A 14,010-nucleotide genomic window follows, 5' to 3' on the forward strand; every position below is an offset into this window, starting at 1 on the left:
GGCGTTCTCTAGAGGTGGTTACCGCTGGCCCTGGTACAGCTTCTTCACGGTCAGACCGGCGAAGGCGATCACGCCGACGGCGACCAGGACCAGGAGAGTTTCGAAGAAAACGATCACGGGGTGCTCCTCGACTGAGCGGTGAAGGCGGAACGGGCCGGACCCCAGCTTAGTGGGCGGGGGTCCGGCCCACCCTGTGAGGTGGGTCTAGCGCGCTGTGACTAACCGAGCAGCTGCGCCTGGAGCGCGACCGTCTGCTGGAACGGCACCGTGAGCGCCCCGCCCTTCCGGGTCTGGGTGACCACGGCGAAGGTGTCACCGGCCTGGATGTAGGCCCAGCGGGTCTGCTCGGGGCCGTACGGCTCCTCTTCCCCGTAGGCGTACAGGGACAGGTTCGACACGTCGATGTCCTCGACGGACGTGTCGATCTTCGACACCTCGACCCCGAGGGGCAGCCGGTCGAACTGGGACACCTCCTTCATGGTCCCGTCCTTGAACGCCTCCGCGAACGCCACCGACGAGAACCGCAGCAGATGGATCCGGGTCGTCGTGCCGTCCGGCGTGGTCCAGCCGCGGGCGGCGACGTGCCGGAGCGCCGAGTCGGCCAGCTCCTCCCTGACCGCGCCGCGGTCCTTCTCCTTGAGAAGCGCGAGGTAGGAGTCGAGCCCGACCCAGCCGCCGTTCAGCTTCGGGTCGACCGTGGCGCCGGCCGGTGCGGGCAGCAGGAGTTTCCGCAGGTCGGCGTGGTGGATCTCGCCGTCGTTGCCGTCGGAGTACGGACGCGGGGCCCCCTCCGGCAGCGCCGGAAGCGCGAGCTTCGGGTACTCCCAGCGCCCGTCGGACTCGGTCGCGAGCCCGGGCACGTCGGTGCGGTCCATGGCGGTGATCCCCAGGGCCGTACCGGCGCCGACGCCACCGCAGACGAGGACGGCGGCGGTCCAGCGGGCGATGCCCCAGAGCAGCGGCTTGCGGGACTTCCTGGGCTTCGCGGCTCCGGGAACGGCGGGTGCCGCCTGCACGGGCTGCGCGTCCGCGGGCTGGGCGTCCGCGGGCTGGGCCTGCACGAGCTGCGCGTCCGCGGACTGGGCCTGTGCGGGCTGCGCGTCCGCGGGCTGGGCCTGTGCGGGCTGCGCGTCCGCGGGCTGGGCCTGTGCGGGCTGGGCGTCCGCGGGCTGGGCCTGCGCGGGGAGCGACAGCTCGTCCTGGATCTGCTCGGTCATACGTACTCCCCCGGGGATGCGATGTGGTCCAGCTGCTGCGTCAGCAGCCCGGCCACCTCCGCCTTGTCGAACGGCTTGGCGCCCGCCGCCGTCATGGTGACGAAGACCTCGGAGTCGTACGCGAGGCAGATCATCTCCTCCAGCGCCGCGGCCCGCTCCTCCTTGTCGAGGGACTTGTCCACGGGCGCCATGTAGCAGACGGCGTTCTTGTGGTCCTTCACCTTGGGTCCCTTCGGGAACTCCAGGACGTCCATGACCTCCTTGCGGATCCGGTAGCTGTTCTTGATCTGCTTCTTGTCCTTCATGCTCGAGAGCTCGAAGGTGACGACGACGTCACTGCTCATGTCGGCGAAGGAGCGGACACCGACGCCCTGGATGCCGAGCTTGTCGACGTCCTTCTCGAACGCGCGGCGCTTCTTCCCGGAGAGCCCCTCGCCCGCCTGCTTCATCAGCGCGGTGGCCTCGGCGGCGCCGAGCTCGCCGTCGTTCCCGTACAGCTCCTCGTCGGGGCCGAACACGTACCCGTCCGGGAGCGGCAGCAGCAGCTTGCTCAGCGGCGTGCCGGCCTTGCCGCGGGCCAGGTCGGCGGCCGGGTCCTTGCTGTCCTTCGCGTTCTCCTCGGCCTTGCCCCACACCTCCGTCGGCGCCGTGCGGTCGGCGGACGAGACGGCGACGGCGGTGTAGGTGACGCCGCCGCCGATCAGGCCGAGGACGAGCACGGAGGGCAGGACGACTCCGAGCAGGACCCGCCGCACACCCCGCTTCTTCGGCTCCTGGTCCACCACGGGCTCGGCCACGGGCTCGGTCACGTCGTTACGGTCCTCACTCACAGGCGCCCCAGCTGTCGCTCGGCCAGCGAACGGATCTCCTTCTCGGAGATCTTCTTGGTGTCGCCGACGAAGATCTCGACGGCGATGTCACCGCGGTGGAAGTAGGCCCTGGCCTCGTAGAAGTCCAGGTAGCCGGCCTTCCGGTCCACGGGGAAGAGGTAGTAGCGGCCGTCGGACGAGCCCGTGAGCTCCTTGCCCACGTTGTGGGCGTACTCCTCGTCGGGCATGTAGCGCTGCTGGTCCTCGATGTACTCCTGCGCGCCGAGGGTGTCGCCCGACCGGTACTGGACCAGCCGGATCTCGGTCGTCCGGTACTGGCCGACCGTCCAGGACGTGGTCGCGATCCGGCGGAGACCCAGGTCCAGCTGGTAGTCGAGGGCGGCGCCCGGCTCCTTGAACTGCGAGGCGAAGGCGTAGGCCGGCATCCAGCCGTCGCGGGGGCTGAACTGCGCCTTCTTCGCGCCGGCGGGCTTCGGCAGGAGCAGCTTCCGCAGGTCGCCCTGGGCCTTGGCCTGCAGGTCCTCGGACGCCGCGAGCGGCTTCGGCGCCTGCGCCTTGGGGAGCGGCTTGGCCGGGTACGCGAGGCCGGGCTGGTTCAGCGGCGGGAGCGCGGTGGGTTCGCGGTCGGCCTGGATGCCGTAGCCGACGGCGGTGCCGCCGACGAGGCCGATGACGGCGGCGACGGCGATCAGCCCGACGGTACGGAGGACGCGGCGGCGCGGCTTCTGTACCGGAGTGACGGTTTCCGTGACCGACTCCGGGTCGGGCGGTGATGTTGTATCCGTATTTTGGATACTTTCTTCGATACTCAAGAGTCCCCCCACGAGACCTGAAGCGCGGATTCCGTCATCCGCGCACACAGCTGACACGTGAGAGGTGCATGAGGTTGCACCGCCTCGCATTACAGTTCGGTATATGGCGAAGAAGCTCGTGATCAAGGTGACCGCAGGGGCCGACGCCCCCGAACGCTGCTCCCAGGCCTTCACGGTGGCCGCCGTCGCCGTCGCCAGCGGCGTCGAGGTCTCGCTCTGGCTGACCGGCGAGTCCTCCTGGTTCGCCCTCCCGGGCCGCGCGGCGGAGTTCGAACTCCCGCACGCCGCGCCGCTGCCGGACCTGATCGACTCGATCCTGGCGGCCGGCCGCATCACCCTCTGCACACAGTGCGCGGCCCGCCGCGAGATCACGGAGAAGGACGTCCTCGACGGCGTCCGCATCGCGGGCGCACAGGTCTTCGTCCAGGAAGCGATGTCGGACGAGACCCAGGCACTCGTCTACTGACCCCGACGCACCTCTCGCACCGTCACGGCTCGTGGCGCTTCTTGCCGTCCAGCTCGTCCCACCACTCGTCCGACTTCGGGTCGCCCGAGGGATCGTCCCACCAGCGGTCCTCCGGGCCCCGGCGGTTCGCGATCATCGCGGCGAGCGGAGGGATGACCATGGCGACGACGCACATGCCGATGGCCACCGGCATCGAGAACAGCCGCACGACGGCCCAGGCGCCCACGAAAAGCACCAGGCAGGCGCCCATCATCCAGAAGTAGACGTGCCGACGTCGCGCGTACACACCTTCAGCGTACGACCGGGCGCGCCACCCGTCACCGACGGCCGGAGGCGTGAGGCGCCCCCAGCGGTGCGAGGGACGCGGAGGAGAACAGACCGGAGGGCCGTGCCTCAAAATCCGGGAATGGCGTCCAACCCCCCAGGAGGCACGGCCCTCCGGCCGTTCGGGTGCGGTGGGTTCACCGCGTTCGCGGGTCAGACCGCGATGGCGACGTCCGTCAGGCTGCCGGCCTCGGTGACGACGACCTTGCGGTCGGCCTGGGCACCCGGAACCAGGGCGCGCAGGGTCCACTCGCCGGTCGCCGCGTAGAAGCGGAACTGGCCGGTGGCCGAGGTCGGGACCTCGGCGGTGAACTCGCCGGAGCCGTCGAGGAGGCGCACGTAACCGGTGACGGGCTCGCCGTCCTTGGTCACCTGGCCCTGGATGGCCGTCTCACCGGGCTTGAGCGTGCTGACGTCGGGACCGCCGACCTGAGCTCCACACATGTTCGCTGTCCTGTCCTGAGGAAGAAGGGGGGGTTACTTGTTGGCGCCGAGCTCGATCGGCACGCCGACGAGGGAGCCGTACTCGGTCCACGAGCCGTCGTAGTTCTTGACGTTCGGGACCTCGAGCAGCTCGTGCAGGACGAACCAGGTCAGCGCGGAGCGCTCGCCGATGCGGCAGTAGGCGATGGTGTCCTTCGCCAGGTCGACCTGCTCGTCCTCGTACAGGGCCTTGAGCTCGTCGTCCGACTTGAAGGTGCCGTCGTCGTTGGCGTTCTTCGACCACGGGATGTTGCGGGCGCTCGGCACGTGGCCGGGGCGCTGCGACTGCTCCTGCGGGAGGTGCGCCGGGGCGAGCAGCTTGCCGGAGAACTCGTCGGGCGAGCGGACGTCGACCAGGTTCTGGGCGCCGATCGCGGCCACGACGTCGTCGCGGAAGGCGCGGATCGAGGCGTCCTGGGCCTTGGCCTTGTACTCGGTGGCCGGGCGGGCCGGCACCTCGGCGACGAGGTCGCGGGAGTCGAGCTCCCACTTCTTGCGGCCGCCGTCGAGGAGCTTGACGTCCTGGTGACCGTAGAGCTTGAAGTACCAGTAGGCGTAGGAGGCGAACCAGTTGTTGTTGCCGCCGTAGAGGACGACCGTGGTGTCGTTCGCGATGCCCTTGGCCGAGAGGAGCTTCTCGAAGCCCTCCTGGTCGATGAAGTCGCGGCGGACCGGGTCCTGCAGGTCCTTGGTCCAGTCGATACGGATGGCGTTGCGGATGTGGTTCTTCTCGTAGGCCGAGGTGTCCTCGTCGACCTCGACGATGGCCACCTGCGGGTTGTCGAGGTTGGCCTCGACCCAGTCCGCGTCGACCAGGACGTCGCTGCGAGCCATGCTGTTCTCCTCCGGGGCAGTGTGCGGGGGTGTGCTGCGGTGGTGCGGGTGTGGTGCGGTACGCGTCGTCGCGGCGTACGGACGGCGGACGTGCGTACGGCTCTGCACAGGGCGGCCCCGACGGAAGTCGACGGGCCTGAGGGATACGGGAGTTGGCGTCCCGCTCAGACTGAGCGACAGAGCATGGCGGCGACGCGGCACAGGTCTACTGCCCGCCGCTTCGTGAGATCCGCCTGTCGCTTCATGCCCTCGATCGTAGGGACGGACAGGCGGCCGTGTCACCGGTGTGTCGTATTTTGAGACGCGATCGTCCGAGATGCGAGACGTGATCACGGTACGCGTCGGCTCCGGACGCCTCCGCGCCCTGCTGTCCGCTTCGCCATCTGCGGATCGGACGGCCCTGTCTCAGCATGTGAAAATCCGGCCCGAGCGGGCGGGTTTCGGCCCGCCCGGGGCCGAGGCCGGGTTCCGGCCCCGGTCGGCGGCGCTCAGCCCGCCAGCACCACGTCCTTGCCCGTCACCATGACCGCAAGGCCGTCCGGGCGCGGCTCGACCTTCTCCACCTTCATCCCGGCGATCAGGCCGATCGGGCGCTCGAAGTCGGTGCGTGCCCGGACCAGGTCTTCCAGGCCCGGGATGCCGCCGCCCGGCACCTCGTCGGCGCGGACCTTGATGGTGTCGCCGTTGACGACGGTGACCGTGGAGAGGACCGAGCGGGTCAGACTGCGGCCCATGATCTTCACGCTGCCGGTGACCTTGACCTTGCCGTCCCCGCCGTAGGCGACGGTGGCCTCGCGGTCGGAGGCCGCGGTGAGGTCCGCGTACGAGATGAGGGCCGTGCCGCTCGCGGAACCCGCCTTCGCGCCCGCCCAGTCGCCGGTCACGGCCACGTCCCGCAGGGCCACGGTCAGCTCGCCGACCCGGATGTCCTTGTCGCCGGCGGTCGCGGTGACGCCGGTCGCCTTGACGTCGACCTCGTCGAACCGCTTGTCCGCGACCTGGGTGAGGAAGGGGAAGCCCTTGATGTCGACCTCGATGGAGTCGCTCTTCGTGGCCGCGAGCTTCACCCGGCTCGACGCCTCCGACTCGGCGTACGACACGGCGAGCCGGTCGATCCCGACGAGTGCCCCGCCCAGCACGACGGCCAGGATCAACAGAATCCGCAGTGCTCGCATGGGCTGAGCGTCCCCCCGCTTTCGTTCACCAAACAGTCCGGCCCCCGGACACGAAGATCGACGTGTCAGGGGGCCGGATGGTTCCCCGGGTCCGGGGAGCCGCAGGTCAGGCCAGGGCGCGGCCCAGGAGGTAGACGGCGGGCGCGGCGGCCGTGAGCGGCAGCGCGATGCCCGCGGTCATGTGGACGAAGCGCGAGGGGTAGTCGTAGCTGGCCACCCGCAGGCCGACGAGGGCGCAGACTCCTGCGCCCAGACCGAGGAGCGCCCCGGCGGTGCCCAGGTCGGTGAGGCCGCCGGCCGCGATGCCGGCGCCCGCCGCGGCGAGCAGGGCGACGATCAGGGAGACCGGTCCGGGCAGCGGCAGCGCCCGGGCGAGGACGGTGGCGGCGACCGCGGCCCCGCCGACGACCACCGCGTCCGGGGCGGCGCCGAGGTGGCCGGTGGCGACGACGGTCAGGGCGGCGGAGGCGATGGTGGCCATCAGGCCGTACATGCGCTCGTCGGGGTCGGCGTGGCTGCGCAGCTGGAGGACGAGGCAGAGCAGGACCCAGACGCCGAGCGTGCCCAGGATCGCGGCGGCCGCGTGCTCGCGGCCGGTGGCGAGGAGGGCGGCGTCGGCGACGAGGCCGCCGAGGAAGGCGAGGGCGATGCCCTGCCGGGCGGGCCACATGCCGTTGAGCCGGAACCAGCCGGCGGCGGTGAGGCCCTGGAGGAGGACGAGCGGGACGAGAAGCCCGTACGAGCCGAGGGAGGCGCCGCCGGCGAGCAGCAGGCCGAGGACGGCGGTGAGGGCGGCGGGCTGCATCCCGGGCTCGATGATCGGCGAGCGGCCTTCGGCGCGGGCGCGCTGGGCGTCGGTGATGCGGGCGTTCCCGGAGGTGGTGGGCGAGGAGTAGGCGGGCCCGGCCTGGACCTCTGCCACGGGAGCGGCTGCGGGGACGGGCGCGGGCTCGGCCACCGGCTCGGCGGCGGGCTCCGCGTAGTACGCGTACGGCTGCCGGTGGGCCTCCTGCGGGTACGCCTGCTCCTGGTACGCCTCCTGCGTCCCGTACGTCACAGGGGTCTGCGCCTGCGCCCGGGCGGCCTGGATCTGCTCGTACGAGACGGCCGGCTGGTAGGAGGTGTCCCAGGTCTGCCCCTCCCACGTCTGCGTGACGTCGGCGGGGTTCTGCGGCCCGTTCGCGTCGGCGGCGGCGTACGGGTCGTACTGCTGCCCGCCGTAGTACTGGTCGTTGCTCATGCTCTGGGGATTCACCCTCCTGCGAACGGGGGGAGCACCTCGACCGTGCCGCCCTCGGCAAGCCGTACCGTCTCATGGCTCCGGGTCCCGACGGGGTCGCCGTCGACCAGGAACGAGCACCGCTTGAGCACCTGGACGAGCTCGCCCGGGTGCTCGGCCCGGACGGCGTCGAGGGCCTCGGCCAGGGTCCCGGCGGTGTACGGCTCCTCGGCGACACCGGCGGCGGCCTTGGCCGCGGCCCAGTAGCGGATGGTTCCCGCTGCCATAGCGGCGCTCCCTTCATTCGTGTGCGCGCCGCCCCCCATCATGGGCTATGCGCGCGTGAGCCAGTCCCCGAGGCGGGCGAGCAGCTCCCCGTCGGCGGCGTTCTCGGCGTGGCCCATGCCCCGCTCCACCCAGAGTTCGGCGGGGCCCGCGGCGGCCAGCATGCGCGGGTGGTCGAGCGGGAAGTACGCGTCCCGGTCACCGTGCACGATGAGGAGCGGGGTCGGTGCGATCAGCGGGACGGCCTCCACGGGCGACAGGGGCACGGGGTCCCAGCCCCTGCTGTCGATCCGGGTGCCGAAGCCGTACCGCCCGACGACGCGGCCCGCCGGCCGGGTGACGACCCAGTGGACGCGGCGCATCGGGGCCGTACCCCGGTAGTACCAGCGGGCGGGCGCGGACACGGCGGCGACCGCGTCCGTACCGCCGGCCGTCCCCTTCTCCAGGGCCGCGTGGCGCAGGACCACGGAGCCGCCCATGGAGAAGCCGACCGTCGCCACGCGCGCGTGGCCGAGCTCGCGGGCCCAGCGGACGGCGGCGGACAGGTCGAGGACCTCCCGGTCGCCGACGGTGGAGCGGCCGCCCGAGCGGCCGTGGCCGCGGAAGGAGAAGGTGACGACGGCCGCGCCGCGGGCCGCGAGGGCGCGTGCGGCGCGCCGGACGGCGGGCCGGTCGGCCGACCCGGTGAAGCCGTGGGCGAGGACGACCGCCGAATCGGTGACACTTGCCCCTGAGGGTTCGTAAACCGCCTCGATCCGGACACCGTCTTCGGTACGCAGCATGGACCGCGTGGGACGGGAAGTGAGCGAGGAAACATCCAGGATGTGAAATCGGCCCTCTGCCTCGGAACTCATGTGGGCTATTCTGCTTGCCAGAGGATCCGGGCAACGCAGCCCCCGGGTCCTTTTGTGTTTTCCGACCGTTGTTACGGACGGATGAACAAAAGCTCTCAGGGCGCGAGAGCTACACGTGAGCACACATAGACGTCCTCGCAGGGACCGAGGAGGAACCGACGTCATGGAAGAGCGAACGACGACGCACTACGGATCGACCGGCGGACCGACGACCGAAGAAGGTGCGGCGCGATGAGTTCTCTGCTGCTCCTGACGAACGCCCTCCAGCCGTCGACCGAGGTGCTCCCCGCACTCGGTCTGCTGCTGCACAACGTCCGGGTCGCCCCGGCCGAGGGCCCCGCCCTCGTGGACACCCCCGGCGCGGACGTGATCCTCGTCGACGGCAGGCGCGACCTGCCGCAGGTGCGCTCGCTGTGCCAGCTGCTGCGCTCCACGGGGCCCGGGTGTCCGCTGATCCTGGTCGTCACGGAGGGCGGTCTCGCGGCCGTCACCGCCGACTGGGGCATCGACGACGTCCTCCTCGACACGGCCGGGCCGGCCGAGGTGGAGGCGCGGCTGCGTCTGGCGATGGGCCGCCAGCAGATCGTCTCGGACGACTCCCCGATGGAGATCCGCAACGGCGACCTGTCGGTGGACGAGGCGACGTACAGCGCGAAGCTGAAGGGCCGGGTCCTTGACCTGACCTTCAAGGAGTTCGAGCTGCTGAAGTACCTGGCCCAGCATCCCGGCCGGGTCTTCACGCGCGCGCAGCTCCTCCAGGAGGTGTGGGGGTACGACTACTTCGGCGGCACCCGTACGGTCGACGTCCACGTGCGGCGGCTGAGGGCCAAGCTCGGCCCCGAGCACGAGTCGCTCATCGGCACCGTCCGGAACGTCGGCTACCGCTTCGTCACGCCCGAGAAGGTGGAGCGTGCGGCGGAGGAGGCGCGTGCGAAGGAGGAGGCCCGCGCGAGCGCCCGGGTCAAGGGCGGCACGGAGGGCGTCACCCCGGCGGAGGACCGGAACGTGGCGGATGCCACAGTGCGACCTGCCGGTAGGTAGGTCCCCCCGCGTAGACTGCCGCGCGTGGCCAAGGTGACGCGGGATGACGTAGCGCGACTTGCGGGTACTTCTACCGCCGTCGTGAGCTACGTGATCAACAACGGACCCCGGCCGGTCGCCCCGGCCACGCGCGAGCGTGTCCTCGCCGCCATCAAGGAGCTGGGCTACCGCCCCGACCGGGTGGCCCAGGCGATGGCCTCGCGACGCACCGATCTCATAGGCATGATCGTCCCGGACGCGCGGCAGCCGTTCTTCGCCGAGATGGCGCACGCGGTCGAGCAGGCCGCCGCCGAGCGCGGGAAGATGGTCCTGGTCGGCAACTCCGACTACCGGACCGAGCGCGAGGTCCACTATCTGCGTGCCTTCCTCGGGATGCGGGTCTCCGGACTGATCCTGGTCAGCCAGGGCATGAGCGAGCAGGCCGCGAGCGAGATCGAGGCCTGGGACGCGCGCGTGGTGCTGCTGCACGAGCGGCCCGAGGCCATCGACGACGTGGCCGTCGTGACCGACGACATCGGCGGCGCCCAGCTCGCCACCCGGCACCTCCTGGAGCACGGCCACCCCTACGTGGCGTGCCTCGGCGGCGTCCCGAACACCCCGGCCGTCGGCGACCCGGTCGCCGACCACGAGGAGGGCTGGCGGCGGGCCATGCTGGAGGCGGGCCTCTCGATCGAGGGCCGGCTCTTCCAGGCGCCGTACAACCGCTACGACGCCTACCAGGTCGCACTGAAGCTGCTGTCCGGTCCCGACCGGCCGCCGGCCATCTTCTGCTCCACCGACGACCAGGCCTTCGGTGTCCTGCGCGCCGCCCGTGAGCTGCGCATCGAGGTGCCGACGGAGCTGGCGGTCGCGGGCTTCGACGACGTGAAGGAGGCGGCGCTCACCGATCCGCCGCTGACCACGGTCTCCTCGGACCGTCCCGCGATGGCCCGGGCGGCCGTGGACCTGGTCCTCGACGACTCGGTCCGGGTCTCGGGCTCGCGCCGTGAGCGGGTGCGGCTCTTCCCGTCGGCGCTGGTCGTCCGCCGCTCCTGCGGCTGCCACGAGTAGACCTGCGAGACCGTCCCGCGAGACCCGTCTTTATACGGGACATACGGGGTTCTGTCGGGCTTCTCAGCCGGTCCTCAGACGGCTCTCATGTACGGCTCCGAAAGTCATAGCCATGACGGACTTCCAGGAGCAGCAGCCGCAGCAGCAGCCGTACTACCCGCCGAGGCCGCCGTACGAGCCGGCACAGGCCCCGTACGAGCAGACGCGGCCGACGCAGGCGCCGTACGAGTCGACCCGGCCGATCACCACCGAGCCCGGCACGACCATCTGGCCCTCGGGCGGCCAGGTGCCGCCGCCGGTGGACCCGCCGCTCGTCGCCACCGTCCCCGCCCCCGTCCCCTCGCCCCGCCGCCGCGCCAAGCGCGGGGTCGGGCTCATGGCGGCCGTGGCCATCGCGGCCGCGGCGGTCGGCGGCGGCGCGGCGACCCTCGTGCAGCAGCTCACCTCCGACCAGGTCGCGACCGCCTCCGCCCCCGTCGTGAGCGGCACCAACGTCTCCTCCGGCACCAAGGGCACGGTCGCCGGGGTCGCCGAGGCCGTCTCCCCCTCCATCGTGGAGATCTCCGCGACGTCGAACTCCGGCAAGTCCACCGGCTCGGGCGTGATCATCACCTCCGACGGCGAGATCGTCACCAACAACCACGTGATCTCCGGCGCCTCCTCGGTCACCGTGCAGCTCAGCAACGGCAAGACGTACGAGGCGGAGGTCGTCGGCACCGACCCCGACAAGGACCTCGCCCTGATCAAGCTCAAGGGCGCCTCCGGACTCAAGGCCGCCACGCTCGGCGACTCCTCCAAGGTGAAGGTCGGCGAGGAGGTCGTCGCGATCGGCTCCCCCGAGGGTCTGACCGGCACCGTCACCAGCGGCATCGTCTCCGCCCTCGACCGGGACGTGACCGTCGCCAAGGACGACGAGAGCCAGGAGCAGCAGCAACCGCAGTACGACCCGCGGCAGGGCTGGCCGTTCGAGTTCGGCGGACAGCAGTTCAACGGCGACACCGGCTCGTCGAAGACCACCTACAAGGCGATCCAGACCGACGCCTCGCTCAATCCCGGGAATTCCGGCGGCGCGTTGATCAATATGAACGGCGAGATCATCGGAATCAATTCGGCCATGTATTCGCCCAGTTCTTCGAGCGGCTCCACCGCCGGAAGCGTCGGCCTCGGATTCGCGATCCCGGTCGACACCGTGAAGGCCGACCTGGACAGCCTCCGCGCGGGCGGCGAGAACTGAGCACGTGGGACGCTGACCCCATGACGGGACAGCCCATGACCGGACAGCAGAACGAAGCCGAGCGCATCCTCATCGTCGACGACGAGCCCGCCGTCCGCGAGGCCCTGCGACGCAGCCTCGCCTTCGAGGGATACGCGACGCGGGACGCCGTCGACGGGCTCGACGCGCTCGCCGCGATGGAGTCGTACGCCCCCGATCTCGTCGTCCTCGACGTCCAGATGCCCCGCATGGACGGGCTCACGGCGGCCCGCCGGATCCGGGCCGCCGGCTCGACCGTGCCGATCCTCATGCTCACCGCCCGCGACACGGTCGGCGACCGGGTCACCGGCCTCGACGCCGGCGCGGACGACTACCTGGTGAAGCCCTTCGAACTGGACGAGCTGTTCGCCCGCATCCGGGCCCTGCTCCGCCGCAGCTCCTACGCGTCCGCGTCCGCCGCGGCCCCCGCCGAGGAAGACGTCCTGGCCTTCGAGGACCTGCGGATGAACCTGGCCACGCGCGAGGTCACCCGGGGCGGGCGGACCGTGGAGCTGACCCGGACCGAGTTCACCCTCCTGGAGATGTTCCTCGCGCACCCGCGCCAGGTCCTGACCCGGGAGCAGATCCTGAAGGCCGTGTGGGGCTTCGACTTCGAGCCCAGTTCGAACTCGCTGGACGTGTACGTGATGTATCTGCGGCGCAAGACCGAGGCCGGCGGCGAGCCGCGCCTCGTCCACACCGTACGGGGCGTGGGCTACGCCCTGCGGGGCGGAGGCGGCGAATGACGGGACCCGTGTCCTGGTTCCGCTCCCGCCCGCTGCGGTCCCGGCTCGCGCTGCTCACCGCGTTCGCGGTGGCGGTGGCGGTCGCGGCGGTGTCGGCGGCCTGCTGGTTCGTGACGCGGGCGCAGCTGGAGGCCGAGCTGGACTCCTCGCTGAGCAGCACCCGGCTGCAGCAGGCCCTCGTGCAGGACCTGCTCGGCTCCTGCCAGAGGGGCGAGACGCCCCGGCCGGTGGCCGGTCCGTACACGGTGCAGGTGATCCTCTCGAACGGGGCCGCGTGCACCTCCGGGCAGGCCGCGATCCCGGTCGGCGCCGCCGACCTCGCGGTGGCCCGGAAGCAGCTGGACGACGCCCTGCACACGGTGAAGGACGACGACGGCCGGGAGATGCGGGTCTACACGTACCAGGAGGACAGTCCGCTCCGGATCGCCGTCTCCGTCGCCCGTCCCCTCTCCGAGATCGACAACTCGATGTCCACGCTCCGCTGGGTGCTGCTCCTGGTCTCCGGGATCGGTGTCGTCGGCGCGGGCGCGGCCGGCCTGTGGGTCGCGCGGACCGGTCTGGAGCCGGTGAACCGGCTGACGGACGCGGTCGAGCACGTCGCCGCGACCGAGGACCTGACCGTCCGCATCCCGGTGGAGGGCGAGGACGAGATCGCCCGTCTTTCCCGCTCCTTCAACGCGATGACGGCGGCGCTCGCGAGCTCCCGGGACCGGCAGGCGCAGCTCATCGCCGACGCAGGGCACGAGCTGCGGACGCCGCTGACCTCCCTCCGTACCAACGTCGAACTGCTCGCGCGCAGCGAGGAGACCGGGCGGGCGATCCCGCCGGACGACCGACGGGCCCTGATGGCCTCGGTGAAGGCGCAGATGACGGAGCTGGCGGCGCTGATCGGCGACCTGCAGGAGCTGGCCCGCCCGGACGCGGTGCAGCCGGGCCCGCTCGAAGTGGTGCCGCTGCACACGATCCTGCGCAACGCCCTGGACCGGGCACGGCTTCGCGGTCCGGAGCTGACGTTCGTCACGGACCTGGCGCCCTGGTACGTACGGGCGGAGACGCCGGCCCTGGAGCGGGCCCTGGTGAACGTCCTGGACAACGCGGTGAAGTTCTCGCCGCCCCGGGGCACGGTCGAGGTGACCCTGATGCGGGGCGTGCTGACGGTCCGCGACCAGGGCCCCGGCATCGCCCCGGAGGAACTCCCGCACGTCTTCGACCGCTTCTGGCGCTCCCCGTCGGCCCGCAGCCTGCCGGGCTCGGGTCTCGGTCTGTCGATCGTGGCGCGTACGGTGCAGCAGGCGGGCGGCACGGTGGCGCTCGCGCCGGCGGAGGGCGGCGGCACGGTGGCGACGCTCCGGCTGCCGGGGGCGCCGACGCCGCCGCCGGAGCTGTGAAAACCGGTTCGCCGCCGGGCCGCCCGGAGTCCAG

Annotated in this window: 17 protein-coding genes; 6 read left to right on the forward strand and 11 right to left on the reverse strand. The window is 71.4% G+C overall.

What is annotated here, in order from left to right; translation table 11 throughout:
- Positions 1-218: 218 nt before the first annotated feature.
- The 3 genes from ABT041_RS07270 to ABT041_RS07280 are packed head-to-tail and all read right to left on the reverse strand — an operon-like array spanning position 219 to position 2,859.
- Positions 219-1,217: a hypothetical protein gene (locus ABT041_RS07270; RefSeq protein ID WP_351180392.1), complete on the reverse strand. Its 999-nt coding sequence runs from the start codon at positions 1,215-1,217 to the stop codon at positions 219-221.
- Positions 1,214-2,026, reverse strand: coding sequence for a hypothetical protein (locus ABT041_RS07275; protein WP_351180395.1), 813 nt, complete (start codon positions 2,024-2,026; stop codon positions 1,214-1,216). The genes ABT041_RS07270 and ABT041_RS07275 overlap by 4 nt, the downstream gene beginning before the upstream one ends.
- 17 nt (positions 2,027-2,043) lie before the next feature.
- Positions 2,044-2,859 carry a hypothetical protein gene (locus ABT041_RS07280; protein ID WP_351180398.1) on the reverse strand — a complete coding sequence of 272 codons (816 nt, stop codon included), beginning with the start codon at positions 2,857-2,859 and terminating at the stop codon, positions 2,044-2,046.
- Between the two features lie 103 nt (positions 2,860-2,962).
- Here ABT041_RS07280 and ABT041_RS07285 point away from each other — a divergent pair, with 103 nt between their 5' ends.
- Entirely contained in the window at positions 2,963-3,325 is a 363-nt protein-coding gene (locus ABT041_RS07285) for a DsrE family protein (RefSeq protein WP_041130408.1), read from the forward strand.
- A 22-nt stretch (positions 3,326-3,347) separates the two neighbouring features.
- On the opposite strand, the gene ABT041_RS07290 is transcribed toward ABT041_RS07285, so the two are convergent.
- From ABT041_RS07290 to ABT041_RS07325, 8 genes are all read right to left on the reverse strand, one after another.
- Positions 3,348-3,611 (reverse strand): DUF3099 domain-containing protein, encoded by a 264-nt coding sequence (locus ABT041_RS07290; RefSeq protein ID WP_502976400.1) that lies wholly within the window; start codon positions 3,609-3,611, stop codon positions 3,348-3,350.
- A 191-nt stretch (positions 3,612-3,802) separates the two neighbouring features.
- Positions 3,803-4,093: a DUF1416 domain-containing protein gene (locus ABT041_RS07295; RefSeq protein ID WP_030693674.1), complete on the reverse strand. Its 291-nt coding sequence runs from the start codon at positions 4,091-4,093 to the stop codon at positions 3,803-3,805.
- Positions 4,094-4,126: 33 nt separating this feature from the next.
- Positions 4,127-4,966, reverse strand: coding sequence for a sulfurtransferase (locus ABT041_RS07300; RefSeq protein ID WP_189806763.1), 840 nt, complete (start codon positions 4,964-4,966; stop codon positions 4,127-4,129).
- Between the two features lie 164 nt (positions 4,967-5,130).
- Complete coding sequence (locus ABT041_RS07305; RefSeq protein ID WP_350497993.1) at positions 5,131-5,211, reverse strand: putative leader peptide; 81 nt, start codon at positions 5,209-5,211, stop codon at positions 5,131-5,133.
- Between the two features lie 243 nt (positions 5,212-5,454).
- Positions 5,455-6,141, reverse strand: coding sequence for an LmeA family phospholipid-binding protein (locus ABT041_RS07310; protein WP_351180402.1), 687 nt, complete (start codon positions 6,139-6,141; stop codon positions 5,455-5,457).
- 106 nt (positions 6,142-6,247) lie between these two features.
- Positions 6,248-7,381, reverse strand: coding sequence for a hypothetical protein (locus ABT041_RS07315; protein WP_351180405.1), 1,134 nt, complete (start codon positions 7,379-7,381; stop codon positions 6,248-6,250).
- Positions 7,382-7,392: 11 nt separating this feature from the next.
- Positions 7,393-7,647 (reverse strand): MoaD/ThiS family protein, encoded by a 255-nt coding sequence (locus ABT041_RS07320; RefSeq protein WP_329849796.1) that lies wholly within the window; start codon positions 7,645-7,647, stop codon positions 7,393-7,395.
- 45 nt (positions 7,648-7,692) lie between these two features.
- The gene (locus tag ABT041_RS07325) at positions 7,693-8,499 is read right to left on the reverse strand and encodes an alpha/beta hydrolase (protein ID WP_351180408.1); all 807 of its coding nucleotides are present in this window, start codon (positions 8,497-8,499) and stop codon (positions 7,693-7,695) included.
- 231 nt (positions 8,500-8,730) lie between these two features.
- Between ABT041_RS07325 and ABT041_RS07330 the strand changes: the two genes are divergently transcribed.
- The 5 genes from ABT041_RS07330 to ABT041_RS07350 all read left to right on the forward strand — a co-directional run bounded on the left by ABT041_RS07330 (position 8,731) and on the right by ABT041_RS07350 (position 13,976).
- Positions 8,731-9,540, forward strand: a complete 810-nt coding sequence (locus ABT041_RS07330) for a response regulator transcription factor (protein ID WP_351180411.1) — start codon at positions 8,731-8,733, stop codon at positions 9,538-9,540.
- 24 nt (positions 9,541-9,564) lie between these two features.
- Complete coding sequence (locus ABT041_RS07335; protein ID WP_351180414.1) at positions 9,565-10,590, forward strand: LacI family DNA-binding transcriptional regulator; 1,026 nt, start codon at positions 9,565-9,567, stop codon at positions 10,588-10,590.
- Positions 10,591-10,702: 112 nt separating this feature from the next.
- On the forward strand, positions 10,703-11,824 hold the full coding sequence (locus ABT041_RS07340) for a S1C family serine protease (RefSeq protein ID WP_351180417.1): 1,122 nt from the start codon (positions 10,703-10,705) through the stop codon (positions 11,822-11,824).
- Positions 11,825-11,859: 35 nt separating this feature from the next.
- The gene (locus ABT041_RS07345) at positions 11,860-12,588 is read left to right on the forward strand and encodes a response regulator transcription factor (RefSeq protein WP_351181034.1); all 729 of its coding nucleotides are present in this window, start codon (positions 11,860-11,862) and stop codon (positions 12,586-12,588) included.
- On the forward strand, positions 12,585-13,976 hold the full coding sequence (locus ABT041_RS07350) for a sensor histidine kinase (RefSeq protein WP_351180420.1): 1,392 nt from the start codon (positions 12,585-12,587) through the stop codon (positions 13,974-13,976). Before ABT041_RS07345 ends, ABT041_RS07350 begins: the two co-directional genes overlap by 4 nt.
- Positions 13,977-14,010 lie beyond the last annotated feature (34 nt).

The sequence above is a fragment of the Streptomyces sp. NPDC002825 genome, from assembly GCF_040295385.1.
Classification (GTDB): domain Bacteria; phylum Actinomycetota; class Actinomycetes; order Streptomycetales; family Streptomycetaceae; genus Streptomyces.